Annotated in this window: 28 protein-coding genes and 1 riboswitch; of the genes, 7 read left to right on the forward strand and 21 right to left on the reverse strand. The window is 40.5% G+C overall.

All coding sequences use genetic code 11. The features are described from left to right. Positions 1 to 46: 46 nt before the first annotated feature. A complete protein-coding gene (locus QNH43_RS21895) occupies positions 47 to 1,360 on the reverse strand; it encodes an Nramp family divalent metal transporter (protein WP_076364046.1) in 1,314 nt (437 codons plus the stop codon). Positions 1,361 to 1,697: 337 nt separating this feature from the next. Here QNH43_RS21895 and QNH43_RS21900 point away from each other — a divergent pair, with 337 nt between their 5' ends. After that, the gene (locus QNH43_RS21900; RefSeq protein WP_283915657.1) at positions 1,698 to 2,099 is read left to right on the forward strand and encodes a hypothetical protein; all 402 of its coding nucleotides are present in this window, start codon (positions 1,698 to 1,700) and stop codon (positions 2,097 to 2,099) included. Positions 2,100 to 2,390: 291 nt separating this feature from the next. Here the strand turns inward: QNH43_RS21900 and QNH43_RS21905 are convergent, their stop codons facing one another. The 4 genes from QNH43_RS21905 to QNH43_RS21920 all read right to left on the reverse strand — a co-directional run bounded on the left by QNH43_RS21905 (position 2,391) and on the right by QNH43_RS21920 (position 5,235). Further along, complete coding sequence (locus QNH43_RS21905; RefSeq protein ID WP_098370146.1) at positions 2,391 to 2,660, reverse strand: excalibur calcium-binding domain-containing protein; 270 nt, start codon at positions 2,658 to 2,660, stop codon at positions 2,391 to 2,393. A 157-nt stretch (positions 2,661 to 2,817) separates the two neighbouring features. Beyond that, the gene (locus QNH43_RS21910) at positions 2,818 to 3,372 is read right to left on the reverse strand and encodes a competence protein ComK (protein WP_283915658.1); all 555 of its coding nucleotides are present in this window, start codon (positions 3,370 to 3,372) and stop codon (positions 2,818 to 2,820) included. A gap of 460 nt (positions 3,373 to 3,832) precedes the next feature. Beyond that, complete coding sequence (locus tag QNH43_RS21915; protein ID WP_283915659.1) at positions 3,833 to 4,144, reverse strand: protealysin inhibitor emfourin; 312 nt, start codon at positions 4,142 to 4,144, stop codon at positions 3,833 to 3,835. A gap of 32 nt (positions 4,145 to 4,176) precedes the next feature. Continuing rightward, the gene (locus QNH43_RS21920; RefSeq protein WP_283915660.1) at positions 4,177 to 5,235 is read right to left on the reverse strand and encodes a M4 family metallopeptidase; all 1,059 of its coding nucleotides are present in this window, start codon (positions 5,233 to 5,235) and stop codon (positions 4,177 to 4,179) included. A 370-nt stretch (positions 5,236 to 5,605) separates the two neighbouring features. On the opposite strand from QNH43_RS21920, the gene QNH43_RS21925 reads away from it, so the two are divergent. The 4 genes from QNH43_RS21925 to QNH43_RS21940 all read left to right on the forward strand — a co-directional run bounded on the left by QNH43_RS21925 (position 5,606) and on the right by QNH43_RS21940 (position 8,734). Next, on the forward strand, positions 5,606 to 6,949 hold the full coding sequence (locus QNH43_RS21925) for a PepSY-associated TM helix domain-containing protein (protein WP_283915661.1): 1,344 nt from the start codon (positions 5,606 to 5,608) through the stop codon (positions 6,947 to 6,949). Between the two features lie 27 nt (positions 6,950 to 6,976). Beyond that, complete coding sequence (locus QNH43_RS21930; RefSeq protein WP_283915662.1) at positions 6,977 to 7,447, forward strand: FixH family protein; 471 nt, start codon at positions 6,977 to 6,979, stop codon at positions 7,445 to 7,447. A 175-nt stretch (positions 7,448 to 7,622) separates the two neighbouring features. Then, the gene (locus QNH43_RS21935) at positions 7,623 to 8,105 is read left to right on the forward strand and encodes a hypothetical protein (protein ID WP_283915663.1); all 483 of its coding nucleotides are present in this window, start codon (positions 7,623 to 7,625) and stop codon (positions 8,103 to 8,105) included. A gap of 461 nt (positions 8,106 to 8,566) precedes the next feature. Beyond that, complete coding sequence (locus QNH43_RS21940) at positions 8,567 to 8,734, forward strand: hypothetical protein (protein WP_283915664.1); 168 nt, start codon at positions 8,567 to 8,569, stop codon at positions 8,732 to 8,734. Between the two features lie 215 nt (positions 8,735 to 8,949). Here QNH43_RS21940 and QNH43_RS21945 read toward each other — a convergent pair whose 3' ends face one another. The 10 genes from QNH43_RS21945 to QNH43_RS21990 form a co-directional block, all read right to left on the reverse strand. Continuing rightward, a complete protein-coding gene (locus QNH43_RS21945) occupies positions 8,950 to 10,149 on the reverse strand; it encodes a phosphoglycerate dehydrogenase (RefSeq protein ID WP_283915665.1) in 1,200 nt (399 codons plus the stop codon). A gap of 137 nt (positions 10,150 to 10,286) precedes the next feature. After that, positions 10,287 to 10,365: riboswitch (ZMP/ZTP riboswitch) on the reverse strand. A 108-nt stretch (positions 10,366 to 10,473) separates the two neighbouring features. After that, positions 10,474 to 11,814, reverse strand: coding sequence for a sugar porter family MFS transporter (locus tag QNH43_RS21950; protein WP_283915666.1), 1,341 nt, complete (start codon positions 11,812 to 11,814; stop codon positions 10,474 to 10,476). Between the two features lie 23 nt (positions 11,815 to 11,837). Further along, positions 11,838 to 12,263 (reverse strand): RbsD/FucU family protein, encoded by a 426-nt coding sequence (locus tag QNH43_RS21955; RefSeq protein ID WP_283915667.1) that lies wholly within the window; start codon positions 12,261 to 12,263, stop codon positions 11,838 to 11,840. After that, the gene (locus QNH43_RS21960; RefSeq protein WP_283915668.1) at positions 12,256 to 13,170 is read right to left on the reverse strand and encodes a fumarylacetoacetate hydrolase family protein; all 915 of its coding nucleotides are present in this window, start codon (positions 13,168 to 13,170) and stop codon (positions 12,256 to 12,258) included. Before QNH43_RS21960 ends, QNH43_RS21955 begins: the two co-directional genes overlap by 8 nt. A 15-nt stretch (positions 13,171 to 13,185) precedes the next feature. Next, on the reverse strand, positions 13,186 to 13,959 hold the full coding sequence (locus QNH43_RS21965; RefSeq protein WP_283915669.1) for an SDR family NAD(P)-dependent oxidoreductase: 774 nt from the start codon (positions 13,957 to 13,959) through the stop codon (positions 13,186 to 13,188). Further along, complete coding sequence (locus QNH43_RS21970) at positions 13,956 to 14,771, reverse strand: SDR family NAD(P)-dependent oxidoreductase (RefSeq protein WP_283915670.1); 816 nt, start codon at positions 14,769 to 14,771, stop codon at positions 13,956 to 13,958. Before QNH43_RS21970 ends, QNH43_RS21965 begins: the two co-directional genes overlap by 4 nt. Positions 14,772 to 14,805: 34 nt before the next feature. Then, positions 14,806 to 15,969, reverse strand: a complete 1,164-nt coding sequence (locus QNH43_RS21975) for a UxaA family hydrolase (protein WP_283915671.1) — start codon at positions 15,967 to 15,969, stop codon at positions 14,806 to 14,808. Further along, positions 15,966 to 16,295 carry a UxaA family hydrolase gene (locus QNH43_RS21980; protein WP_283915672.1) on the reverse strand — a complete coding sequence of 110 codons (330 nt, stop codon included), beginning with the start codon at positions 16,293 to 16,295 and terminating at the stop codon, positions 15,966 to 15,968. Before QNH43_RS21980 ends, QNH43_RS21975 begins: the two co-directional genes overlap by 4 nt. Beyond that, positions 16,276 to 17,139: an amidohydrolase family protein gene (locus tag QNH43_RS21985; RefSeq protein ID WP_283915673.1), complete on the reverse strand. Its 864-nt coding sequence runs from the start codon at positions 17,137 to 17,139 to the stop codon at positions 16,276 to 16,278. Before QNH43_RS21985 ends, QNH43_RS21980 begins: the two co-directional genes overlap by 20 nt. 174 nt (positions 17,140 to 17,313) lie before the next feature. Continuing rightward, positions 17,314 to 17,760, reverse strand: coding sequence for an ATP-dependent metallopeptidase FtsH/Yme1/Tma family protein (locus tag QNH43_RS21990; RefSeq protein WP_283915674.1), 447 nt, complete (start codon positions 17,758 to 17,760; stop codon positions 17,314 to 17,316). 149 nt (positions 17,761 to 17,909) lie between these two features. Here QNH43_RS21990 and QNH43_RS21995 point away from each other — a divergent pair, with 149 nt between their 5' ends. After that, positions 17,910 to 18,425, forward strand: a complete 516-nt coding sequence (locus tag QNH43_RS21995) for a GNAT family N-acetyltransferase (protein WP_283915675.1) — start codon at positions 17,910 to 17,912, stop codon at positions 18,423 to 18,425. A 32-nt stretch (positions 18,426 to 18,457) separates the two neighbouring features. Here QNH43_RS21995 and QNH43_RS22000 read toward each other — a convergent pair whose 3' ends face one another. The 5 genes from QNH43_RS22000 to QNH43_RS22020 form a co-directional block, all read right to left on the reverse strand. After that, positions 18,458 to 19,474, reverse strand: coding sequence for a LacI family DNA-binding transcriptional regulator (locus tag QNH43_RS22000; protein WP_283915676.1), 1,017 nt, complete (start codon positions 19,472 to 19,474; stop codon positions 18,458 to 18,460). Positions 19,475 to 19,630: 156 nt separating this feature from the next. Beyond that, entirely contained in the window at positions 19,631 to 20,047 is a 417-nt protein-coding gene (locus QNH43_RS22005; protein WP_283915677.1) for a VOC family protein, read from the reverse strand. Between the two features lie 102 nt (positions 20,048 to 20,149). Continuing rightward, the gene (locus QNH43_RS22010) at positions 20,150 to 20,641 is read right to left on the reverse strand and encodes a PTS sugar transporter subunit IIA (RefSeq protein WP_283915678.1); all 492 of its coding nucleotides are present in this window, start codon (positions 20,639 to 20,641) and stop codon (positions 20,150 to 20,152) included. A gap of 80 nt (positions 20,642 to 20,721) precedes the next feature. Further along, on the reverse strand, positions 20,722 to 21,108 hold the full coding sequence (locus QNH43_RS22015) for an iron chaperone (RefSeq protein ID WP_283915679.1): 387 nt from the start codon (positions 21,106 to 21,108) through the stop codon (positions 20,722 to 20,724). Positions 21,109 to 21,620: 512 nt separating this feature from the next. Then, on the reverse strand, positions 21,621 to 22,391 hold the full coding sequence (locus QNH43_RS22020) for an SDR family NAD(P)-dependent oxidoreductase (RefSeq protein ID WP_076364016.1): 771 nt from the start codon (positions 22,389 to 22,391) through the stop codon (positions 21,621 to 21,623). 259 nt (positions 22,392 to 22,650) lie between these two features. Between QNH43_RS22020 and QNH43_RS22025 the strand changes: the two genes are divergently transcribed. Beyond that, positions 22,651 to 23,247, forward strand: a complete 597-nt coding sequence (locus QNH43_RS22025) for a TetR/AcrR family transcriptional regulator (protein ID WP_283915680.1) — start codon at positions 22,651 to 22,653, stop codon at positions 23,245 to 23,247. A gap of 67 nt (positions 23,248 to 23,314) precedes the next feature. Here the strand turns inward: QNH43_RS22025 and QNH43_RS22030 are convergent, their stop codons facing one another. Continuing rightward, positions 23,315 to 23,959, reverse strand: a complete 645-nt coding sequence (locus QNH43_RS22030) for an alpha/beta hydrolase (protein ID WP_283915681.1) — start codon at positions 23,957 to 23,959, stop codon at positions 23,315 to 23,317. Positions 23,960 to 23,979 lie beyond the last annotated feature (20 nt).

The following is a 23,979-nucleotide window of genomic DNA, read 5'->3' on the forward strand; positions in this document are numbered from 1 at the left end:
CAGACACATGTATTTTGAAATACCTCTACCTATAATCTACCATTATTTAAAAAAAGGTTGTAGCTAATTGAATGGCGGACCAAACCGCTAAAATGGAAGCTAAAGATAGAATGATATTTTCGAACCAATTGTTTTTATATTTTCCCATCAAGCTTTTTTTATTTGATAGCACCAGCATCCCAATTGCGATAACCGGAAAACCGATGATGTTTATTGCATTTACGCCGATTGTCAATGCGATGAAACCAGGCATGCCGGGAATGGACCAAATGATCGGGGTAACCAATACAAAAATCATAACCCATTTATACATTGGATCTTTTTCATATTTGCCATTGTACTTTTCGCGACGATCCTTATTTATTACGTAAAAGGCATCTACTATCAATCTAGGAAAACCAGTTGACTTGCCCACTACACTCGCGAACAATACGCCAAATACACCAAGATAGAAAATGTACCAGCCAAATTGGCCTAACGACATTTGTAATGCCATTGCCAAGTCATCAATCGTTTCCACATGAATTCCATTCGGTTTTAAAATTTCTGCCCCGACAACCCAAATGGCCAAATTAATCACGATGCAAACTGCGATGGCAAACAGCAAATCATTTCTTTGAACCTTTACATGACTCGGTTTCGTCCAGCCCTTTTCCTTCATGAAATATGGATGAACAAAGTTCGAAATCGACCCTGCCACTGCACCGATAATTGAAATCGCCACCAATAATGCTCCATGAACGCCAGTATCACTTGGAATGCTAAAACCAACCGTTCCCTTAATGATTTGCCCCGCATCCGGTGTTGCTTGAATGGCCAGGAACAAGAAGGCAATGGTCAATAACGCCAAAAGCACTTTCATGACACTTTCAATTCTATTATAAATATTCCTGCCAATAAGCATAAAAACTAATCCCACAACTACCATTGAAGCTAAGAATGGCTGATTAACATGGAATAGGGTCGATAATACCTCTCCCGCTCCCTTAATCATATAGGCATTAAAAAGATGACCCATTATTAGTGCATAGCCAAACATGAAGTAACCGAAAAACGGATGAATGCGTCCATATCCTTCAAGTATGGTTAACCCCTCTGTGTTGCATAGCTGGAACCGGGCGATAACATTAACGATAAGAAAACGAAGGATTAATGACAGAGCTAGAATCCACATTAAGCTATATCCATAATCTGCCCCGGCAACAGAAGAAGTCACCAGATCTCCGGCTCCAAGCCACGTTAAAACGGCAAGAATCCCCGGACCATAAGATGTTTTGAACTTCGTGATGAAATTTGGTTTCTTACTTACGACCTCCGGAACAATCACAGTGGATTCAGCAAGGTTTGATTGATTTTTCAAGTTATTCACTCCATTCCACGAGTAATGTATTCGCTTTCATTTTTTCTAAAGCATTAATACTTTGATAACTCTCGACATACAGATATTGAAATTATGACAAGACTTTATGTCATTTCCGAATTGACATAAAGTCTACGCTGCAGGATGTTGTCATGCTTCATGGTGAAGTGAATCAGCTCATTAAAAAAGCTCCCCCTTCATTTGATTGAATGTTTCGACTATTTACATTGAAATTGTAAGACAATATAAAATGTAAGTCAATAAGATTTTTTTATAATCATTTTATGAAAAAATCTTTGTACCTATCGTACTAGATGACAAATCAAGATGAGCGGTGTTGTTGCGGATTAGAAAAGAAAGGATTCATTACTATACGGATAAGGGATTAGTACAGGGTGCGAATAGATTAATGCCATCAGCGGATAATATAAGCGAAGGAGTGAAATATATGCCACAAGATCATAGCAATGATCCATTCAATGATGCCGGGAACCTTGATGAACGTAGAGACCCAACTAATAATAATGATGACAGCGCTACAATTGACAGACCTAGTTTGAACCCCGGATTTCAAAGCGAAGAACGTCCTGTGCCTAATGGTAATATCCCAACAATAGAGGGAGTTGCAAACGTTAAAGAACGTTTTCCTTCGGACCATGAGAGACTTATGAGCAAGATCGATCTTGGTGATGCACTTATAAAACGAGAAAATACACATTCTGGACGGTTTGAAAGATAAAAAAGGGAATTTTTAAAAACATAGTTGATTGGAACGGAAGGTGCGGGTCTCCTGCGGGAAAGCGCGTACCGGGAGCGGAAATCCCAGAACTTGGATCGATTTCATTAAAACTAAACGAGAACGCCAAAGAAATGACCAATGATATGTTGGAAATACAAAAGACCGCCAATTCGGCGGTCTTTCCATCATTCCTTCCCTTACCTGTAATGGACGTCCTGAGACTTACGATTAATGTAAATCGGCCCAATCTAAAAAGAGACCTTTCATTTAAAAGGTCTCTTTGAATACTCCTTATTTTTCACAAGCGATCAAGTCTTTGTCACGATCGCTTTTTTTATTGGCATCATATAGCGCCTTTGAAACGTGAGGTTTGTATTTCGTTTTTCCTCCTTTATTTTTAACGGAAGATGTACGAGCTACGCCTCCTTTGTAGTCTTTATTCAATGCTGTACAGTTTTTATACGTCTTCACCTTTGTTTTGGCACCGGCAACATCATTCGCGCCAAACGAGAGACCCAAAACCAGTCCAAAAGATAGTAAAATAGCAAATAATCGTTTCAAAATATGTACTTCCTTTCCTAAAAATTAACTTTTTACTAATCATAATGTATCGTTTCATTTTTCACAATAACTTTATTTCCATATTTTAAATTAAACCTGCTCTCACTCTATCTATTCCGAAGAAAAGACCGCCAATTCAGCGGTCTCATTAATTATGTTATTCCTTTCCTTTCACCCTGTAATGGACCTCCCCAGGTTCTTTGCAAAAGGTGATTCCGCTTCCCGGTTCGTAATAAAAGGTCTTTTTGCCCAATGAGCGTTCATGGAAGGTCGTTTGCAAATAGGATGCTTGATCTCTTTTGAAGGCAAGCTGATTTTTGCTTAAGTCTACAGGAAGGCAATGTCCATAGTTTGTGTGGACCAATGTTTCTTTTTCGTTCATTTCCTCTAAGTCGCGAATGTGGATGTAGGAAAACCAGATCCCTCCCCTTTTCCGGAAAGAACGGGAGGAGAACCAGACCATTCCCAGCTGGGCGTTTATGCAGACAGGCAGCCTGTATTTACCGCCAAGCACGGATTTGGCTGCTGCAAGTCCGCCATCCAGATCCAAACCAAAGTGGTTCAGCGTGTTATTCAGGATTTCCTGTCGCGGTTGGGCAACGTGGAATGTGTTCTCTCCCTCCACTACCGTGGTCATCTCGACACCATTGGAATCGTAATGCTCCATCATTCCCACCGTCTCCACATTCAATAAATAGTTTTTGCGTATCATCCTTCCATTCACTCCCCATTTCCCTATTCATTTTTTTTGGAGTATACTGGATATAGAGGCAGGTATACTCCTGCTCGCAAGCCCTTAGGTGATGTCTTCCAGGACGTCCTCACCTAGGGGTTTTTATTTCCGTCTCTCGCACTTTCCTTTCAGATATGTCATTCACCTCCATGCGACCATTATCCTATTTTATGTATTTTTTGTAAAATCCATCTGATTTTGCCTGTATCAAAATTCGTTCCCTTTTGTGGCTGCATTGCCTGTTTAATTGGCTCAATCTATAAAAAATCTCGAATTTCCTTTTAAAATCTGCTGCTCAGAGCGCTATTTCCTTGTTATTTTGTGTCCATTTAGAGAACAAGCAGCCAAAATTCATATAAAAGTGAAATGAAATGACATTTTTGTGAAGTTTTAAGACATAACAAAAAAAGTCTATCGTGATGATAGACTTTTGACGTGGTTATTCTGCCATCTTTTTTTCAATCGCTAAATTCCGTAAATAATCCAATAAGGGCCGCACGTCCTCTGGAGCTGTTATGTCAGTAAACGAGAAAGACTGCTTCTTCTTTTCATCGGCTATATCCAGTTGATATGAAAACGAGTCGAACCCTTGCGCTTTCACTTTTTTACATTCGGCAGCATGAGGAAGGTCAGCTGTCTTCATTAAGTTCTGCAATTCCTCATTTTGCTCTTTCGGCAATTCATCTGTATCTATCTGGCAATTCAAGTCGAGGTTGGCAAATCCCCCTATGCAGCTAAATTTGATATGCATGTTAGATGAGGCCTCCTATTCATGGAATATGACTACTCAGGCAATCCAACCGCTTTAAAGGCATTTTCAATTGTTCCTATGGCTGTTTCAGGCACTTCTCCGCCATCAACAAGTTTTTGCGCTGCTTTGATGACAATTTGCACGAATTGATTGAAATTTGCCGTTGCAAACAAATTCTGCATTGCATTGAACCAGATCAAAGCCGCCTTGTCCGTTCCGATTTCCATGGATGTTAGATAAAAGGCCTTGTTTGGTATGCCGCTATTGATATGGACACCATGATTATCGCGTTCTCCTTTATAGAAGTTCCTCATATGATCAGGCTGAATATCTTTACCCATTAACTTATTGTCAAATGCAGTACCTGGAGCTTTCATCGAACGGAGTGCCTGCCCTTTCAGTGTTGGTCCCATTATATCAGCACCGATTAACCAATCGGCATCTCCTGCCGTTTGCTTTAAGTGAAATTGTTTTATGGCAACTCCAAACACATCCGAAAGGTGTTCGTTCAAAGCCCCGGACTGACCTACATACTCCAATCCACTTGTGAACTGCGTAACCCCATGTGTCAGTTCGTGTCCAATTACATCGAGTGAATTGGCAAAATTACTAAAGATGACCCCATCGCCGTCACCAAATACCATTTCATCTCCGTCCCAATAGGCATTCGTGAACTTATTCCCATAATGAACGTTCAGAATGAGATCAAGACCTTTGTTATCAATTGAATTACGGTGCAAAACATCCTTGAAATAGTCACGCACAACCCCGCTATAATCGTATGCAGCGTTAACAACAGTGTCTGCACTTGATCGATCTCCTTCTTTCCTTGCCTCATTCTGCCGGAGTTTCGTTCCCCCTTTACAATCGTAAACATGTCGGGCAGATTCACCTTGACGTTCAGATCCTGCATCCGTTAAAGCGACAACACCGTCAATATCATATTCTTTAAAAATTCTGCGCCTGCGCATTTGACGGCTTTTCGCTAAACTGATCCGTGCTTCTTCCACTTCATTTTGTGCCAAATTCTCAAGAATATAGTTAGGTACGATAAAACACTGACACCTTTTGGAACAATCCATATTATGCATATTCGTCACTCCTTTAAAGTTTTTTACGATTTATACAATTTCTTTTTTCAAGGGTGATGCTTTTCTTCATGCATTTGTCTTCAACATCGGTTCATCCGTACATTGAAATCTTGATGATCTTCCTATTTTCAACACATTTCTATAGATTACTTTCGCCGTATTTACCTCATTTCCCTTCATTCCTTTCCTACTCTACTTCTTGCTGAAAGTTCACTCCTCATTTACAGTTGTTCTTCTTAGTCGATATGACCATTTAATCTTTCACAAATACAAACTTCTTTTTTTTAATAAATTTCATATTTTTCTCACAATTTTCTTTTATCATCTATTATAGGTGAATTTATTAGTATTACTCGGAGGTTCTGTATAAATGGAAACTAAACAACCAAACACCTCTCTGTATAGAACAGTATGGAGATGGCATTTTTACGCTGGAATCATTTTTGCACCCTTACTTATTATTCTGGCAGTTACTGGCTCAATCTATTTATTTAAGCCACAGATTGAACAGATGCTTTATCAAAACTACCAAGAGGTTATTCCGCAAGGAGAAAAGATACCAGCATCCCAGCAGATTGAGGCAGTGAAGAAACTTTACCCTGATGCAGTTGTGACAAATTACCATCCTGGAGAAAATGCATCTCGTTCAAGCGAAGTAAGAATCACTTCTAATAATGAGTCTCTTACCATTTTTATAGATCCGTATACAGGTAAATCTATTGGAGAGTTAAATGATGAAGACAAGATTATGGATAAAATCGAGGAAATTCATGGTGAACTGATGGCCGGCACCTTGGGAGATAGAATTGTAGAGTTAGCTGCGTGCTGGGCAGTTGTGTTAATTGTTTCTGGTCTTTATTTATGGTATCCCAAAAGTAAGCTAAGTCTTTCTGGTGTGCTTTTTCCAAGAATAAATAAAGGAAAAAATATTTTCAGAAGAGATTTACATGCAGTACCTGCCTTTTGGATAACTGCGGGCATGTTATTTTTAATTATGACAGGATTGCCTTGGTCTGGTTTTTGGGGAAGTAATTTTCAATCGTTAGCTACCAATTCCGGGTCTGGGTATCCTCCTTCCATATGGACAGGAAGTGCTCCAACATCCTCAATTAAAACAAAAGACATTGCAGATGTTCCTTGGGCAGCAGAAAATTTAGATGTACCTATCTCAGATATTCAAGGTTTTATCCCACTGTCCATTGACGATGTAGTCACGATAGCGAATCGTGAGGGTATGCATCCAAGTTATAGCATTAATATTCCAAATGAAACTGATGGCGTTTATACATTGTCAGCTTTTCCACCGAAAGCACAAGATGAAGCGACTATACATATTGACCAATATTCCGGTGCAGTTCTAGCTGATTATCGTTATGATCATTACGGTTTAATAGGAAAAATAGTTGCTTGGGGAATTACCTTGCATAAAGGGACTCAATTTGGTTTGATTAACCAAATAATCAGCCTTCTTATATGTTTAGGAATTATGCTTGTTGCATTTAGTGGTTTTTATTTATGGTGGAAGCGAAAGCCAAAAAAAGGATTAGGTGCACCAAAAGCTCCTAATATAAAGAACATGAACTTCTTTTTATTTCTGTTAATAGGTCTAGGAATTTTGTTTCCTTTGGTTGGCTTGTCTCTTATTGTTGTTTGGCTAATTGACTGGTTAATTATTAAAAGAACTTCTGCAGTTAAGAAGTTTTTGAATGCATAATTTGAAATGTAAAGGGTGGCTTTTGCCGTGAAAAAATATATATGTATTACTTTAATCTTTATTTTCAGCTTATTTCTAAGTGCTTGTTCACTTGAAAGGGATGTCACTAATCTATACAAAGAAGAAACACCCCTTGAAGCTGAAATAATTATACCAGAATCCTTTTCAGTTAATACACAAGAGACCATGAAGGCTGTTCTTACTCAAGGTGGTCAAATGGTTGAAAACGCAGATTATGTTCATTTTGAGATATGGAAACAAGATGGCTCGCTCAAATATAGTATGGAACAAGCTAAAGAAGAGGGAAACGGTACTTATACTTTAAGTAAAAACTTTGATAGTGATGGCCTATACTATATAAAAGTTCATGCTAGTAACAATGGCTCAATCATTATGCCTCAAAAACAGTTTATCGTAGGAAAACTGTCTGAAAGTGAATTGAAATTCTTGCAAAAAGGGATGCAGAAACAAGAAGAAAGTCATGAACATCATCATTAAGAAATTTATTTGAAATCCGGTTTTCAATGGAAAACCGGATTTTTTATGAACCTGAGAGAATGCATTTACAGTACTTCACCTTTGTTTATTAAATTATTCTGCCCGTGCTGCATATACTGCTTTAAACAAGGAATCTTCCTCAGAACATACACAACCTTTAAGGGAGGGCATAGCATTGGTAACTTCACAGGGAACTGCTTCGGTTAGCTTTCCAGTTCCATCTGTATGGGGGATCCACTCTTCAATTGCTGGCAGAACGATCATTTGGGGCAAACTTGCCATTAACTCCATTATAGATAATAAGGTGGTGGGTACGATTAATTTTCGTGGCAGACCCATTCCGATTAATGGATTTTGGAATGAAAACACCAAACAAATCGCATTTGATTCACCTTATGCCACTTTCTCTGGCAAATTAACCATAATGGATGATCAACAGAGTGGAATTCGACATTTCATTCTTCAAGGACGTTTTCTTATGAAGCCTCCCTCTTTGCAAGCAGGTGAGACTGGATCGTGGATTGCCACTACTGATATAGCTCTGAATCAATTTCCTGTTAGCGTTAATGCGTATACCGGGCAATTGCCTCCTGTTGGAGCTTTTTTAACATCGAATATCCTTCATCAGCAACAGAATTTTTGGGGAAGAACAATATAGGGTAATCCATTCTGTGTAGAAAAGGTGTTTAGCATAGGAATCGTCTCTGTATCTCATTAGGACGATTCTTTACTTAGCTGCGCTGAATTGAACGTAAGCAAGGGGCACACAGTGACTCCATTGATTCAGGTTCGCAACACTTTGCTCCCTGGCATTAAGTTGACCGCAATGCCTCCCCTTTTGGGTACCATTTTGCCTATCTCACTAAGTAGATATATATATGAGATAGTTATTTTGGTAGATAACTTATGAATCCATTAACTCAAAATGAGTACAAATGGAATATAGATTGACATCATTTTCCCTGTACTTCATACTATTGTAATAATGGAAATGACAGAATATTTAGTTAAATAGGAGGATGAAACTATGAAATTAGCAGATGTTCTAGCAGAAAAGGATTTTCAAGTGGCTCAAGTGCTTGATGTATTAATATTCGAGGATAAATGGGGGGATGACATGTGACTAAGCACAGAATCCTTTTAACCATTCCAATTTTGCTGTATGGAATTTACATATTTGTTGTCATTCAAAACGATAAGAACATTCCCCTTTATTTGCATCTTCTATTCGCACTCTACTTGATGTTGTTTGTACATTATGAAGAAAAACCGGATATGAAACCATGACAGGTTTTTTATTGGAGAATTTCGATGCTTAGCAATTCGTGATGGAAGAAGTTTTGACCTCAATTGGATGTATTGAGCTGGTTCGTTGTAATCCCTTGGTTATGATTACCACATTTTTTTCAAAATTCATTAACATTGCCTAAAAAAAGCCCCAACTCCGTAAGGGAATTGGGGCTTTCACTTATTATTTGAGCAAGAAAGTCTTCCTGTTCAAATTAGATAATGCGAGTTGTAACGATGCCTTCGATTTGTTTGATTTTTTCTTCCAAACCAGGAATGATATCGCCGTTTACTTCACCGTCAATGTCGATGATCGTATATGCATATCCCCCACGGCTTCTGTTAACCATGTCAGCGATGTTCAAATTAAAGCTTGATATAGCCTGTGTGATTTGCCCAACCATGTTCGGAACGTTTTCGTGGAAAGTTGCCACACGACGGTTTCCTGTAAAAGGAAGGGAAGTATTCGGGAAATTCACAGAGTTCTTGATGTTCCCTGTTTCCAAAAAGTTCTTCAACTGACGAGCTGCCATGATGGCACAGTTTTCCTCTGATTCAAGCGTAGAGGCACCAAGATGCGGAATTGGAACGACATTTTTCATTTTCAACACGTTTTCATTCGGGAAGTCAGTAATGAACTTGCCTACTTTTCCGCTTTCAAGTGCAGCTTGCATATCCTCTTCATTCACTAGCTCGCCGCGTGAGAAATTCAAGATATGTACGCCCGGCTTCATGATGCTGAATGTTTCTTGGTTAAACATTCCTCTTGTGTCGTCAGTTAATGGAACGTGTACTGTAATATAATCAGATTCTGCAAACAATTCTTCAATCGTCATGGCGCGCTGTACATTGCGGGACAAGTTCCAAGCTGTATCAACGGAGATGAACGGGTCAAACCCAATGACATCCATGTCCAAATCCAGGGCATCATTCGCTACAAGTGCACCGATCGCACCTAAACCGATTACGCCAAGAGTTTTCCCCTTGATTTCTTTACCAACGAATTGTTTCTTTCCTGCTTCAACAAGCTTTGGAATTTGTTCTCCTTCGCCTTCAAGCGTCTTTGTCCAAGCCACACCTGCAAAAAGGTTACGAGATGAAGCCATTAATGACGTCAGCACCATTTCTTTTACAGCGTTTGCGTTAGCACCAGGTGTATTGAAAACGACAATTCCTTGCTCGGTGCATTTGTCGACCGGAATATTATTGACTCCAGCCCCTGCCCTTGCGATTGCCTTTAACTGATCGCCGAATTCCATAGTATGCATGTTAAAGCTGCGAAGAACGATCGCATCAGGGTTTTCACTGTCATTGTCGACTTTAAAATCGCCTTTATTGAATACATTCAGCCCGCTTTCGGCAATGTTATTTAACGCTTTGATCGTTTTGACTTTTTCTAAAAGTAATGTGCTCATTTTGTTTGCTCCTCTTTCGATTATGATAGTTTTGAAATTTCAAAATACTGACAAGATTTTTAAGCCCATGAAAATCTGCATACTTTAATCCTTCACTATCTGTTAATATACAGAAAGAGGCAAGGGATAAAATCCCTTACCTCTGCCCAGGCGAACGGCTACGACACTATGTGTTCCCTCACGGTTATCCGTGTTTCGCCAGTTGCACATAGTCTTTTTCATTTATTTTATTCTATCAAACTATTCAGCAATCTTCAATATCATTTTAAAGGTTTATCTCTTTTTTTGCAGAAACGGCAACTCACCATGGTGCGAATGGCAGACTCAAGCAGGTTTAATGGCCTTTGCCAAATCTTGTTCACGCCAGTATTCTTCAATTTCCTCCAATGATTTCCCTTTCGTTTCAGGAGTTTTATAGTGTATGAATACGCAAGCGACCACCGATAAGACCGCATAGATAAGATAGACGTTATTGCCAATGATACTTAACAGTGGCGGGAACGTGTATGAAAAAAGGAAGTTCAATGTGTATTGTAAAAAGGTGATGACTCCCATTCCGATTGCTCTTGCCTGCAATGGCAGCACTTCCGGTATGAATAGCCAGAAGACAGGGCCAAGACCGATGCCGAATGCGAAGACATATAAGAACACACAAACCATGCTGAAGATCGTATAATCCGAAAATAGTGCCAATCCGATCAGCGGCAGGACCTGACCGCCAATACTGTAGATAAGCAGCGTTTTTCTGCCTAGTTTATCAACGATGAATAACGAAATGGCAGTGGAAACGACCAAGGCCGTCCCGATTCCGAAGTTTGCTATATTGGAACCGCTCCATCCGTTGATTTCAACACCGTCAAAAATGATCGGGGCAAAGTATACAACGGCATTGATTCCCGTGAAGACTTGGAAGAATGTTAGAATGAAATTCATATTCAATATTTTTTTATATTGGTTTACTAAATGTTTGAATCCTACGCTTTGCTGTTTAAGAGAATGATTGATATCGTTTATTTCATCTTCCACTTCTTGCTTCGTTCCCCTTAGTTTCATCAAGACTTTCCTTGCGCGGTCTTCCTTTCCTGCAGTCATGAGCCACCGTGGGCTTTCCGGTGAGATGAGCATCCCAAACGTGAAGATTGCTGCTGGAATGATCCCGATTCCGAGCATGATTCTCCAAGATCCGCTAGCGGAGAATGAAGCCCCCACAATATAGGCACTCAAAATCCCGACGTTTACACTTAATTGATATAAAGCGCCGATCAATCCCCTGATTTTGGGAGGAGCCAATTCCACCAGATAAATAAGGGAACACATATTGGCTATCCCGCAGCCGATTCCAAGGATGAACCGCGATGCAATTAAAACGCTTACATTTGTAGCGAAGGCACAACCAATCGACCCGACGATGAATGTGATGCCTGCTCCAATCAGGAGCGATTTCCTTCCGAGCACCTTTGATAGTGAGGTGGAGAGGACGATAGCAGGCAATGCCCCCAATAGCAGGAAACTCACAATCAACCCTTGACCTGACGGGCTTAGTCCAAACTCCTCGGTGATGAATGGAATCGCTGGAGAAATGGCACCGGAATCAAAACCATATAATAGTCCGGCCAAACCGCCAAAAACCGCATAAACATACATAATATTCGGAATTCTTTGCAATGTGATCACTCCTTTTAGATAAGTTAAATTACACCTTTTTTCAATATGAGATTCGCATATTGTGCCCGTTCACTTGTTGCGATAATGGCATAGGCCGCTTTACTTCGTTCGTAAAAGTCCATTCGTTCCAGTTTTCCGATGTTGATGGGGATATGGTTCGATTTTTTTATTATATCTTCATAACTCTTCCAGATTACAGGGCTTTTTTCATCGCCTTCCACAGGATTCATCAGTATGACGGGATGTGTGACATACGTATCGAGTGGAAAGAACGCCAATATAGCTTGCAGGAAGTCAGCCACACCATGTCCGTGACCGTTGATGATCCGGCTTGAATGACTTGCAGCCGGATAATTCCCGTCTGCAAGTACGATTTCATCACCGTGCCCCATCTCCATCATGATCTTCATCAATTCTGGAGAAAGTATGGACGGAATTCCTTTAAGCATTCGTCATGGCCTCTTCGCTTTCAGCCACGAATGTGTTCGTGAGTGTTCCCAGTTTTTCGATTTCAACGGTGACCACATCCCCTGGCTGAATATAAACACGCTGTTCGGCAGGCAAGCCCAATACCACTCCTTCAGGTGTACCTGTCAATATAAGATCGCCCGGTTCCAATGTCATATGCTTGGAAATGTAACTGATGATTTCCGCGCATGAAAAGATCATATCGGATGTATTGGAATTCTGCCTTATTTCATCATTTACGTACGTTTTCAACTGCAGGTCATTTGGATTCCCCACTTCGTCCGCTGTTACCAGGTAAGGTCCCACAGGGCTGAAATCATCACACGTTTTCCCAAGCAGCCATTGCGGCGTTCTCATTTGCAGATCTCTTGCCGACAAATCGTTGACCGTACAATACCCGAACACATTGGAGAGTGCCGCATCTTCCGAAACGTTCTTTGTCTTTTTGCCAATCACGATTCCGAGTTCCACTTCATAGTCCAGTTCATTCGTTACGCTTGGAATGGAAATCTCACATCCATGACCCGTTAATGTATTATCAAACTTGTTAAATAAAATCGGCACTTCAGGATATGGTGCATTGGTTTCATCCGCATGTCTTTTGTAATTCAATCCAACGCAAATGATTTTATGCGGCTTCGTAACACTGGGACCGAATGCGAGCCCTTCCTCTTCCATTGTAGCTGCCATTCCTCCTCTTACAGCTTCATGGACCTTGCTTTCAAATTCGTCCCGTTCGGATTGACTGAAATTTATCACTTGCATCACATCCGTCACGGTTTGGTTCCATTCATTTCTCTTCGCCGTTTCTTCGATATCTATTAACTGATCCTCAATTTGAACAGCCAGTTTTTGCTGTTCACCTTTTATAAAAGTAGCCAATTTCATCGTTTCTTCCTCCTTTTATGCATTTTTCCCGAAAACAACCCCGCCATCGATATATAAAGGTGACCCCATCATGAACGCAGACTCGTCCGAAGCTAAGAACAGTGCGGCTTTTGCCACATCACCAGGTCTGCCCAAATCACCGCTCAATTGTCTTTTCTTGATATTGCCGATGGCGACCTCAGGATCGTCATATGAAGTTTTCAAGTAATCTTCGACGAACGGAGTCAGGATCGTACCTGGCAATAAAGCGTTCACCCGAATATTATAAGGCGCATAATCCACTTGCATCGCTTTCGTCAAAGCAAGAACAGCGCCTTTCGTTGCTGAGTATGCCGCACGTTTCACGAGACCCATTTCCGCTGCACATGATGACATATTGATAACGACCCCGCTTTTTTGTTCCATCATATAAGGGATCGTGTATTTAGAAGGCAGATAAACCCCCTTCACATTCACGCTCATGATTCGGTCCCACACATCCGGTTCCACTTCGTCCACCCTGCCCACATTCGAGATTCCGGCATTGTTGAACAATATATCAATTTTCTTATAGGTTTCGATGATTTGGGAGATTGAAGATTGAACCGCTTCCGGATTCGTTACATCCACCTCATAAAATGCCGCTTTCCCGCCAGCTTCCTTTATTTCTGAAACAGTGCCCTGCCCATTTTCTGCATGAATATCGGTAATGATGACAAATGCGCCTTCACTGGCGAATAAACGGGCTGATTCCTTTCCGATCCCGCTTCCCCCGCCTGTGATGACAGCGATTTTACTTTGCAGTCTCATGACGTTACCTCCTGTTCATGATTCATATGATCTTCAGGCTGCGCCGCTTTCACCGTTAAACCTCCATCCACCATTAACAGATGCCCGTTGATTTGCATGGCTTCATCGGAAGCCAAAAATACGACGGAATCACCAATTTGCTTTTCCGTACCAAGTCTTTTCATCGGATTGGCTTCAATCTCTTTTGCGAGAATTTGCGGATCTTCCAAATATTCCTCACACATATCCGTCGCAACGGTGCTTGGGCCGACAGCATTCACATTGATATTGTATTTTCCTAGCTCAATTGCCAACGCCTTCGTTAAATGAGAGGCAGCTGCTTTCGATGAAATATAGTGGGGAATGACCGGACTCGTGACAAGGACGCTAGCCGTTGATGTAATATTGATGATCTTGCCATATTTATTTTCAATCATTTTCTTCGCCACTCTTTGCGTCGTCAAAAAGATCGATTTAACATTTGTCCGATACGTATCATCCCATGTCTCTTCCGAAAGGCTCAAAAAAGGCTCAAACGGGGCAATACCAGCATTATTCACTAAAATATCCACTGTTCCCAATTCTTTTTCCACTTCATCGATCATGGCATCGACATCTTCCTTCACACCAACGTTCGCTTTCACGACAATCGCTTGGATATGAAACTCGGATTCTACTTTTTCTTTTAAAGCTTTCGCTTTTTCAAATGAACCTGGTGACGTATAGTTGATAGCCACATTGGCACCTTCTTCAGCCAATCTCCTAACAATCGCTGCACCGATTCCCCGGCTGCCTCCTGTGACAAGTGCTGTTCGATTATTCAATTTACCCATATGAATTCTCCTCCCTTTTCCTATCTTCTGTTTTCTAAAGGCTGATGCTGATCCGGCTGATGCTGAATTCCTGATGTCCCAGGATTTCCGCCTTTGTCAACTCACCCTGTGCTGTTTTAACGATCGTTTCGAAAATGCGATTTCCTGCTTCCTCCGTCGTTTCTTTTCCTTTCATGACGGGGCTTGTATCCATATCGATGTTATCGATCATCTTGATGGCCGTATGTTCATTTCCCGTTATTTTGATGACCGGGATAATCGGGTTCCCTGTTGGTGTCCCTCTTCCTGTCGTAAAGCAGACCATATGCACACCGGCTGCCGCCATGCCTGAAACACACTCGATGTCATTCCCCGGGGAATCCATGAAGTAATAGCCATTTCCCGGAATTTCTTCCGCAAATGATAAGACATCGTTCAATGGGGCTGTACCTGCTTTACTGATGCAGCCAAGCGACTTTTCCTCGATGGTCGAGAGCCCTCCCTCAATGTTGCCCGGGCTCGGGTTTCCGCCGCGCATATCGGCCCCGATGCGTTCCACTTCTTTTTCGAATTTATCAACATATGCATATAGTTTATTGGCCACATCTTCGCTCACTGCTTTTTGGGCAACAATATGTTCAGCTCCGATGATTTCCGTGGTTTCACCCATTACGATCGTACCTCCCTGTTTCAGGAGCTGATCAGCCGTTTTCCCTAAAGCGGGATTGCTGCACAATCCGGATGTGGCATCGGAACCGCCGCATTTCACACCTACTATCAATTCTGAAATGGGGGCATCCACTTGCGGCACTTTTTCGAGTTCCAGAAATAAACCCTTCGCCACTTCAGTCCCCTTCTTAATCGCGTTTATCGTCCCGCCTGCATCTTGGATATCTAGCCACTCCACTGGTTTTCCCGTTTCTTCTTCGATTTCCTGTTTCAATACTTTGGCATCAATCACCTCACAGCCCAAACTGATTAACAGGACCGCACCAACGTTTGGGTTTTTCCCCATTCCGCCAAGAAGCTTATGTGTACGTTCTTTGTCATCACCAATCTGGCTGCATCCATGCTGATGCGGAATGGCCACTGATTTAGGTACAGCTTGCTGGATTCTGTTGGCCACATGATTGGCGCAAATGACGGTAGGAATGATCAATAGATGATTACGGATTCCAAATTTTCCATTTGAACGGCGATACCCTTTTATCATGTTCATCGATTTTGCTCCCCTTCCGCCTTATCTCCTCTTCCTCTGATTCCCTCAATATTATGTACATGGACATGTTCACCAGGCTCGATATCCATCGTGGCTGCACCGATCACTTCTCCATATTTGATGACCGTCGCCGATCGCTGAATTGGTTTGATTGCGATTTTATGCCCAAATGGAATCGAACGCTTTGCTTCCACTGCCTCTTTTTGACCATTGATGACATAGAGTAATGTTTCCCCTTCATCTACATTTTTCAATGAAGTCGCAACATTATCGTGATCAGACATGACGATGCTTGTAATGTCCTGTTCATAAACTAACTTGCCCATTTTCCTCTCCCCTTTCTTTTAGCTTGTAAAAGGCTTTTGCATTTCCAGAAAATATCCCATCCACTTCAGCTAGTGTTAAAGTTTCCGGTAAATTCCCTTTAACGACCGTAATTGCCTCTTCATAGCTCCCGGCTGATAAACATACAGGCCAATCACTGCCGAAAAGTAAACGGTCCGGCCCGAACGCCCGAACAACATGTTGTATGTATGGCGTAAAGTCATCCACCTTCCACATTGCAGGATCCGCTTGGGTCAATAAACCCGACATTTTGCACCAAATGTTTGGAAACTGTGACAAAGCATTCATTTCTTCTTGCCATTTGTTTAACTCCCCTGCTGATATATTCGGTTTAGCCATATGGTCGATGACGGCCTTTAGGTCAGGAAGCGTTTTCATTAATGTTAAAACAGATGAAATATGTTTATGATTAATCAACAAATCCAGCGGAAGATCATATCGAATAAGCTGTTTCAGATTTTCCGCCACTTGTTCTTGTAAAATCCAAGCACTTTCTTCCAGATCCTGCAACATAGGGCGTAAACCAACAATTCCCGGTCGTTTCATCAATGAATCCAATTGCTCCGGGAAGGATGGAGCAGATAAGTCAAGCCAGCCCACCACGCCATATATCCAGTGATGGCGGTCATACAAGGATAATAGAAATAAAGTCTCTTCATAGGTTGGAGCCGCTTGTACAAGGACCGTCCCCGAAATATCATTCTTATGTATTAAGGGTGATAAATCGTCGGGAAGATAATCCCGATAAAGGACTCCCATATCATTTGTAAGCCAAGAGTAATCACCTCGGTCAATTCTCCAAAAGTGCTGATGTGCATCAATCATCATGCTGACCTCCTCTTGTTATCTTTATGTTACCGGTAACAATAAAATAACAGCAATATTTTAAATTGTCAATAAATTAAACAGAATCTCTTAAACTATCCAAATGGAATTACCATTTTCAACTCTTTTTAATAAGAAAACTCGCCATTCCCAATTGGAACGGCGAGTTTTTAATCATTTAGAGTGTTTCATTCTTTTTATGACAAATAGAAATATAAAACTAACAAAAAACAGGATGAAAATGATTACGATCGGAATCGTAGTTGTTAAAAGGGTGACCCATCCACTTGTCTCTTTGTTTTCTGGCGTAAACTCAATTTTTTCTATGTCATGTCCCCTTATGGCGCGATTCATTCTATCTTGCCAAATTTCACTATTCGGTACAGATGCGATAAAGTATTGATCCCTTTCATACCCTACAAGCCGACCGCTTATTTCATAAACACTATTTTGTGGCTCCACCTCTAAATATGTCACTTTCCCATCTTCTAAAGTTGCAAAAAATTCATCTTCAGTTAATTTCTCGGTCGGTTCTTTGTCATTATTAAAAACCAGCACAATCCCAAATGTAACCAAGAAGATTAATAAATAAAATACTTTACTACGGAAAATCCGCTTCATCTCATACCTCTCCCACAAAAACAAACTACAGGCAATAGTATCATACATAGTTAATTATTAACAATTAAGCTATCATTGTATCACTTGCAAAATGGATAATATTAGTAAAAAATAGGAGATATAGCAAACTTAAAAAAGGAGGAACCAATATGCTAATAAGAGAGGCAACGGTTGCTGATGCTGAAGGCATAGCAATCGTCCATGTGGATAGCTGGAGAACCACATATAACGATATAATGCCGAGTGATTTTTTAGATAATCTGTCTTATGGGCAAAGGAAAGAATTATGGAAAAAGAATATATCCAGTGATGGGAATTATGTTTATGTTGCTGAAAATAGCGATGGAAAAATAGTTGGATTTATTAGTGGCGGGAAAAGGGAAAAAAATAAAGTTGAGAATTCGGGTGATTTAACTGCGATATATATCCTCGAAAATTTCCAAAGAATGGGGATAGGCAAGAAACTCATCAAAGAGTTATTCTTTAAATTTGAAGAACTGGGATTAAAGACAATTTTTGTTGAGGTGCTTGAAGATAATGAATCTCGATACTTCTATGAGGCATTTGGTGCTGAATTGCTTAAAACCGAAAAAATCAAAATGGCTCGTACTGAATTGAATCTATTGGTTTATGTGTGGATGGATATCAGCACTGTATTGTTATAGCCACTTTTTCTTGGCAAAACAAAAAACTCCTATTATTTAATAGGAGCTCCAGATGATTTCCTGATTACCAATTCAGGCTTTAAATTGATCGTCCGATAGTCGGCAGGACCTACTTCATCGACTCGCTCGATCACTAATTGTGTTCCTAGATACCCAAAGTCGTAAGCGGGCTGTGAAGATACGGTTAAAAAGGGATCGAAGTCCGAGAATAATTCTAAGTCGTCAAAACAAACGACTGCAATGTCTTCAGGAACTTTAATCTGTTTTTCTCGTAAACTTTTTATAATTTTGATGGCAATGAAATTATTGGCGGCAAAAATCGCCGTTGGCCGCTCAGAGGGCGGAACATTCATCAATCCGTCAATACCGTTCCATTGCTTTTCCTGTTTGTAATGAGTCTCTATGACGAAAGAGTGATCGATGTTCAAATCATTTATTTTCAGCGTTTCAATATAGGCCTGATAACGCTCTTTCGAAGTGGAGATCGTTAGCGGACCATGAACCATCGCGATTCGTTCATGTCCAAAATCGATGAGATGCTGAAGTAGCTTTTTCGTTCCTTCATAGTTATCACCAAGCACCCGATCACAAGAAACATCTTGAATTTGCCTATCTATCAATGTAAATGGAATCCTGTTTTTAATTAATTTCTTTAAATTTTTCGTCGATTGATCGCCTGTTGGTGCAATAATTACGCCATCCACCCGTTTTGAAATCAATGCATCGATATATTCACTCTCTTTTTCGTAATCCTCATCGGTATTGCATAAAATGAGCTGATATCCCATTTGATTGGCTTTATCCGCGGCCCCTCTCGCTACCTGGGTGAAAAAGGGGTTCGTGATATCGGTTATGATTAATGAAAGCAGCTTCGTTCTTTTAATATTCAAACTTTGGGCAGCGGAATTCGGTATATAGTTCAGCTCTTTAATGACCGCTTCAACTTTTTCCCTTGTCTTTTCACTGATATTTCCTTTATTATTAATGACTCTCGATACAGTCATCGTTGATACATTCGCTTTTTTCGCAATATCGTAAATTGTCGTCACTTTTTGTACCCGCCTTTACATTATCCCTTATATTGTATCATAAGTATAAATGGTTATTTTATACTTTAGCACTTAGAAGATCATGTTGACCCGGAGACGGCACTGAGCTTCAAAAAAGGCACAATCCTTCACGAAGGATTGTGCCTTGCATTTAATTTAATTTTGATTAAATCCGCTTTCGTCCATGTAAAATACTTCCCAAGAGTGTCCGTCGATATCCAGAAAACTCCAACCGTACATGAAACCATGATCAATGGCTTCATTGAAAGGCTTTCCGCCAGCATCCAGTGCCCTATTCACGATTTCATCGACTTCTTCCTTACTTTTAACGGACAGGGCGACGATGGCTTCCGTACTCGCTGCAGAATCCGGGATTTCCTTCTTGGTAAACGTTTTAAAGTAATCTTCCACCAATAACATGACATATATGGACTCGCTGATAACCATGCATGTTGCATTTTCATTGGTCATTTGCTCGTTAAACTCAAAGCCGACCTTTGTGAAAAATTCTACTGAGGCATCCAAATTTTTAACAGGCAAGTTTACAAAAATCTTTTCTGCTTGAACTCCCATCCCATTCACCCTCGCTTGATTTATTTGTTCACTCACCTACTATTCGCTGCATTTTTCGATTATCCTGCTTGCAGCATAAAAGGAGAGATCACCAAAATCTTTCTACTTCAAATAAACACTCATGATCTGTGTTTCGTTACTATTCGCTTGGGTGCTATTTGTTTTTTCCAGTTTTTCAACTAGCTCGCCGTTCGTGATAACAATCGGAGTTACGATGCTTGGGGCTTTGGATTTTATAAAATCGATATCAAATGTTACAAGCTTGTCTCCCGCTTTTACATTTTGCCCTTCTGTGACATGTGCTTCAAATCCCTCACCATTAAGGTTAACTGTTTCCAAACCAATATGAATCAACAATTCAATGCCATGCTTTGTACGGAGGCCCAGTGCATGTTTAGTATGAAAAACCTGGATTACTTCTGCATCGATTGGAGATACGACCACTCCCTCCTCAGGAAGAATCGCTATTCCGTCCCCCATCATTTTACCGGAAAACACCGGATCCGGAACATCTTCAATGTTGATTACTTGTCCATTAATCGGAGCAAGCAGCTGTTCCACACTTTCTTTTTTACCGAATAATTTTTTGAACATACTATTTCCACCCTTCTCTTTCGGTCTTGTATCTCACAATCAAATGTTAAATATTTGATGAATTCTGATAATCATTTCCGTTATTTCTTTTTTGATTTGCCTTCCGCTTTCTTCTTTTTGTTCTCTTCCACTCTAAATATAACCATCTCGGTTATTAATTCATAAGGAATTGGCTTGTTTAGCGGAAACTGGACGGCACCTTTTGAACATTTATATTCAGATAATGCAGCTTCAAAAGCAGTGATGGCGCTTGGAGTTGGATAGAAACCTATATGTTTTTTATAAGCAGCGAAATGTACCAGATTTCCATATAAAACAAAGGTAGGCATTTGATAGCTTATCTTTTCCTCTGCATCCGGTGCTGCATCCCTAATGACTTTTCTTAACGTTTTTAAAATCTCCTGTACTTCTTCGGGAAATTGTTTAATGTATTCATCAATTGAATGAAATGTATTGGTTCCTTCCATGATTTCTCCTTTCTAAAACCAAATGATTAGTCATCCATACCTTTAATATAACATTTTATCCCTCCACTATCATGTTCCGTTACCCTTAAGGAAAAGGGACCCGGGCACTCGCTAGGCTACTTCCGCCAGTTTTTCCCGTTACAAATCATATGATTGGAGATCAAAAAGATAGTTGGATACTATCAATAAAAGCTGGGAGGCACAATTAACGAGGCAGCTGCTTGGCATTTGAATGACAAAACCCCCGAATTCGAGTGAATTCAGGGGTTTTGGATTTTTTGTATTGGCTGTTTTCGCTTACTTTGTTGCTATTTTCCAAGTAAAGCGGTGTGGTTGATTTCCCCTCCAGATGCTCGCTTTCCGCGGGGCGGGCGGTGAGCCTCCTCGGCTTAAAACGCCTGTGGGGTCTCACCTGTCCCGCTGCTCCCGCAGGAGTCTCGCAAATGCGCTCCAATCAACCTTAAATCGTTTCGTTTTAAAAACAACAATCTTTACGAAAAGAGCCTTTGTATTTAACGGCTCGTGTAACCTGCATCGACGTGCAAGGTTGTGCCCGTTACATAAGAGGACTGGTCTGAAGCTAACCATAAGCTAGCCTGTGCGACTTCCCTTCCTTGTCCAAACCTGTTCAACAGGCTAAGCTGCGGTGCGTATTCTTCTTCGGTGAAACCAAACTGTTCCAATGCTCCACGTAACATCGGAGTATCAATGGCACCAGGGGCCACAGAGTTAACACGTATGTTTTTGTCTCCATTTTCTAGTGCAGCGACTTTCGTCATTCCGACAACTCCGTGCTTTGCAGCGACATAGGCCACATTATCCGGCTGAGGACGGAAGCCGCTGACGGATGAAATATTGATGATCGATCCACCATTACCTTGCTTAATCATCTGTTGCAGTTCATATTTCAGGCATAGTGCTGTTCCTTTAAGGTCTATTGCCATGAGCTTGTCCCAATAATCTTCATCAAACTCGGCTACTGGTTTGTCATCAGGAGTCAGGGCTGCATTATTGACAGCAACATCCAGCCTTCCATATTTCTCAACAGTTGCATCGACCAGTGCTTTTACCTGTTCCGTTTTGGAAATATCGACCTTTTGGAAGAAAGCGATTCCGCCGTTAGCCTCAATTTCCGAAACTGCCTGCTTACCTTTTTCTTCGTTAAGGTCAGCTACCACCACTTTGGCACCTGCTTCTGCAAATAGTTTAGCCGTTTCGAGACCCATGCCCATTGCAGCTCCTGTTACGATTGCCACCTTATCTTGTAATACTGGATATGTCATTCCAATCACTCTTCCTTTCTGTATCTTAGAGTATCGTGTAATTTCATCCAAACCGGGGTTCAGGTGATTTATCCCACCTAACATCCCTTTATCATGGATATTATCCAAATCGGAAACTATCTCGACATTGAGATATCATGAAACAATTAAAGTATAAAATGTTTATGAAAGGGCTTCAATATGCAATACTATAAGAAATGTATGATACCCGACAGATTCATCGTTTTTGTCCATTAAAAAATCAGGAAGGAGTATTTCCATGTCCATTCAGCATCCAGATAGACGAGTAAGAAGAACAAAAGAGAGCTTTAAAGCGGCTCTATTATCTTTGATGGAAGAAAAAAACTTCCATACTATCACCATTACGGAAATCGTGAATATGGCGAATTATAATCGAGGAACATTTTACTCCCATTACGAGCAAAAGGAAGATTTATTAGATGAAATAATCGGGGAGATGTTCGAAAAATTGAATGAAGCTTACCGTAAACCTTATCGCGGTTTATCAGTCGTCGAATTCAATAACTTACCTTCAAAATCGATTGTATTATTTCATCATTTCTTAGAAAACAAAAAATTTTATAAACTGATGTTACACCCAGAAACTGCCTATAACTTCCGTGAAAAAATGACAAACAAATTAGCTGAATTATTCAGGGAAGACTATAAATACTCGACTGAGGCAAATCCGAATATTGATATTGACCTTTTTAGCACGTATCGGATCCATGGAATCATTGGATTGATAATAGATTGGATTGACAATGATTTCGAACAATCACCTGCGTATATGGGCGACCAGCTTATTCAAATATTGAATTTTCACACACCGAAATTCTATCTAAAAGACCGCTGACCCCCACATGGCTTCATTGATTTTCTTGTTTTCCTTGCCTTCCCCCTATCGTTTAATCGCAATTGTCCTATCCCTTTAAAAACTCTTCCATACCATTCATTACACTTTCCAGCATGGTAATCGACCTTGAAGCATTCAAAGGTTCAATATCCAATGAATGATTTGCATGTGGGATTTTATCGATGCTTATGTTCGTTTTATTTTCAATCGCTTGAATTTTATCTGGAATATAATGATGGTCTTTATCTCCGATTACTATATGTGCTGAATGATTGCTGCTCAATAGCCCAGCAAAAATCGAATCGAACTTCAATAGAGGCGTAAGCAAAATCATTTTGGCTTTCATAAACCGCTCACTTTTCATAATTCCATTGATGATGGGGATGGTGCCAAGTGATTTACCTAAAAACACTGTTCTTTGATATTCATGGTTTTGAAGTACTTCCGTAATGACGGGATTCACATCATTAACGATCACTTTTGTGATATCTACCAACGGATGCTTGAATATATCCTGGTCGTAAGCGTAATGAATATGCACGACATCATACTGATTTTGAAGCATGATCATCGTCGAATAATAGAATAACGGCTTCTCATACGTGTACCCCGCACCTGAAAACATAAAACAAACGGCAGGACTTCCGTTTTCAATATGTGTGTATGTAATTTCTTTTTCATTACTATTTATTTTTCTTTGGTTAACCTCCATGATAGATTCCTCCCATTCTT

Origin of the sequence: Peribacillus simplex, assembly GCF_030123325.1 — a bacterium.
Classification (GTDB): Bacteria; Bacillota; Bacilli; order Bacillales; family DSM-1321; genus Peribacillus; species Peribacillus simplex_D.

Coding starts and splice junctions, on each gene's coding strand:
- QNH43_RS22015 (WP_283915679.1), bottom strand. CDS start 21,108: ATGGAAGGAACCAATACATTTCATTCAATTGATGAATACATTAAACAA.
- QNH43_RS22010 (WP_283915678.1), bottom strand. CDS start 20,641: ATGTTCAAAAAATTATTCGGTAAAAAAGAAAGTGTGGAACAGCTGCTT.
- QNH43_RS21925 (WP_283915661.1), top strand. CDS start 5,606: ATGGAAACTAAACAACCAAACACCTCTCTGTATAGAACAGTATGGAGA.
- QNH43_RS21915 (WP_283915659.1), bottom strand. CDS start 4,144: ATGCATATCAAATTTAGCTGCATAGGGGGATTTGCCAACCTCGACTTG.
- QNH43_RS22005 (WP_283915677.1), bottom strand. CDS start 20,047: ATGGGAGTTCAAGCAGAAAAGATTTTTGTAAACTTGCCTGTTAAAAAT.
- QNH43_RS22030 (WP_283915681.1), bottom strand. CDS start 23,959: ATGGAGGTTAACCAAAGAAAAATAAATAGTAATGAAAAAGAAATTACA.
- QNH43_RS21945 (WP_283915665.1), bottom strand. CDS start 10,149: ATGAGCACATTACTTTTAGAAAAAGTCAAAACGATCAAAGCGTTAAAT.
- QNH43_RS21975 (WP_283915671.1), bottom strand. CDS start 15,969: ATGAACATGATAAAAGGGTATCGCCGTTCAAATGGAAAATTTGGAATC.
- QNH43_RS21955 (WP_283915667.1), bottom strand. CDS start 12,263: ATGCTTAAAGGAATTCCGTCCATACTTTCTCCAGAATTGATGAAGATC.
- QNH43_RS21980 (WP_283915672.1), bottom strand. CDS start 16,295: ATGGGCAAGTTAGTTTATGAACAGGACATTACAAGCATCGTCATGTCT.
- QNH43_RS21995 (WP_283915675.1), top strand. CDS start 17,910: ATGCTAATAAGAGAGGCAACGGTTGCTGATGCTGAAGGCATAGCAATC.
- QNH43_RS21965 (WP_283915669.1), bottom strand. CDS start 13,959: ATGAGACTGCAAAGTAAAATCGCTGTCATCACAGGCGGGGGAAGCGGG.
- QNH43_RS22025 (WP_283915680.1), top strand. CDS start 22,651: ATGTCCATTCAGCATCCAGATAGACGAGTAAGAAGAACAAAAGAGAGC.
- QNH43_RS22020 (WP_076364016.1), bottom strand. CDS start 22,391: ATGACATATCCAGTATTACAAGATAAGGTGGCAATCGTAACAGGAGCT.
- QNH43_RS21960 (WP_283915668.1), bottom strand. CDS start 13,170: ATGAAATTGGCTACTTTTATAAAAGGTGAACAGCAAAAACTGGCTGTT.
- QNH43_RS21910 (WP_283915658.1), bottom strand. CDS start 3,372: ATGATACGCAAAAACTATTTATTGAATGTGGAGACGGTGGGAATGATG.
- QNH43_RS21970 (WP_283915670.1), bottom strand. CDS start 14,771: ATGGGTAAATTGAATAATCGAACAGCACTTGTCACAGGAGGCAGCCGG.
- QNH43_RS21990 (WP_283915674.1), bottom strand. CDS start 17,760: ATGAAGCGGATTTTCCGTAGTAAAGTATTTTATTTATTAATCTTCTTG.
- QNH43_RS21985 (WP_283915673.1), bottom strand. CDS start 17,139: ATGATTGATGCACATCAGCACTTTTGGAGAATTGACCGAGGTGATTAC.
- QNH43_RS21920 (WP_283915660.1), bottom strand. CDS start 5,235: ATGCATAATATGGATTGTTCCAAAAGGTGTCAGTGTTTTATCGTACCT.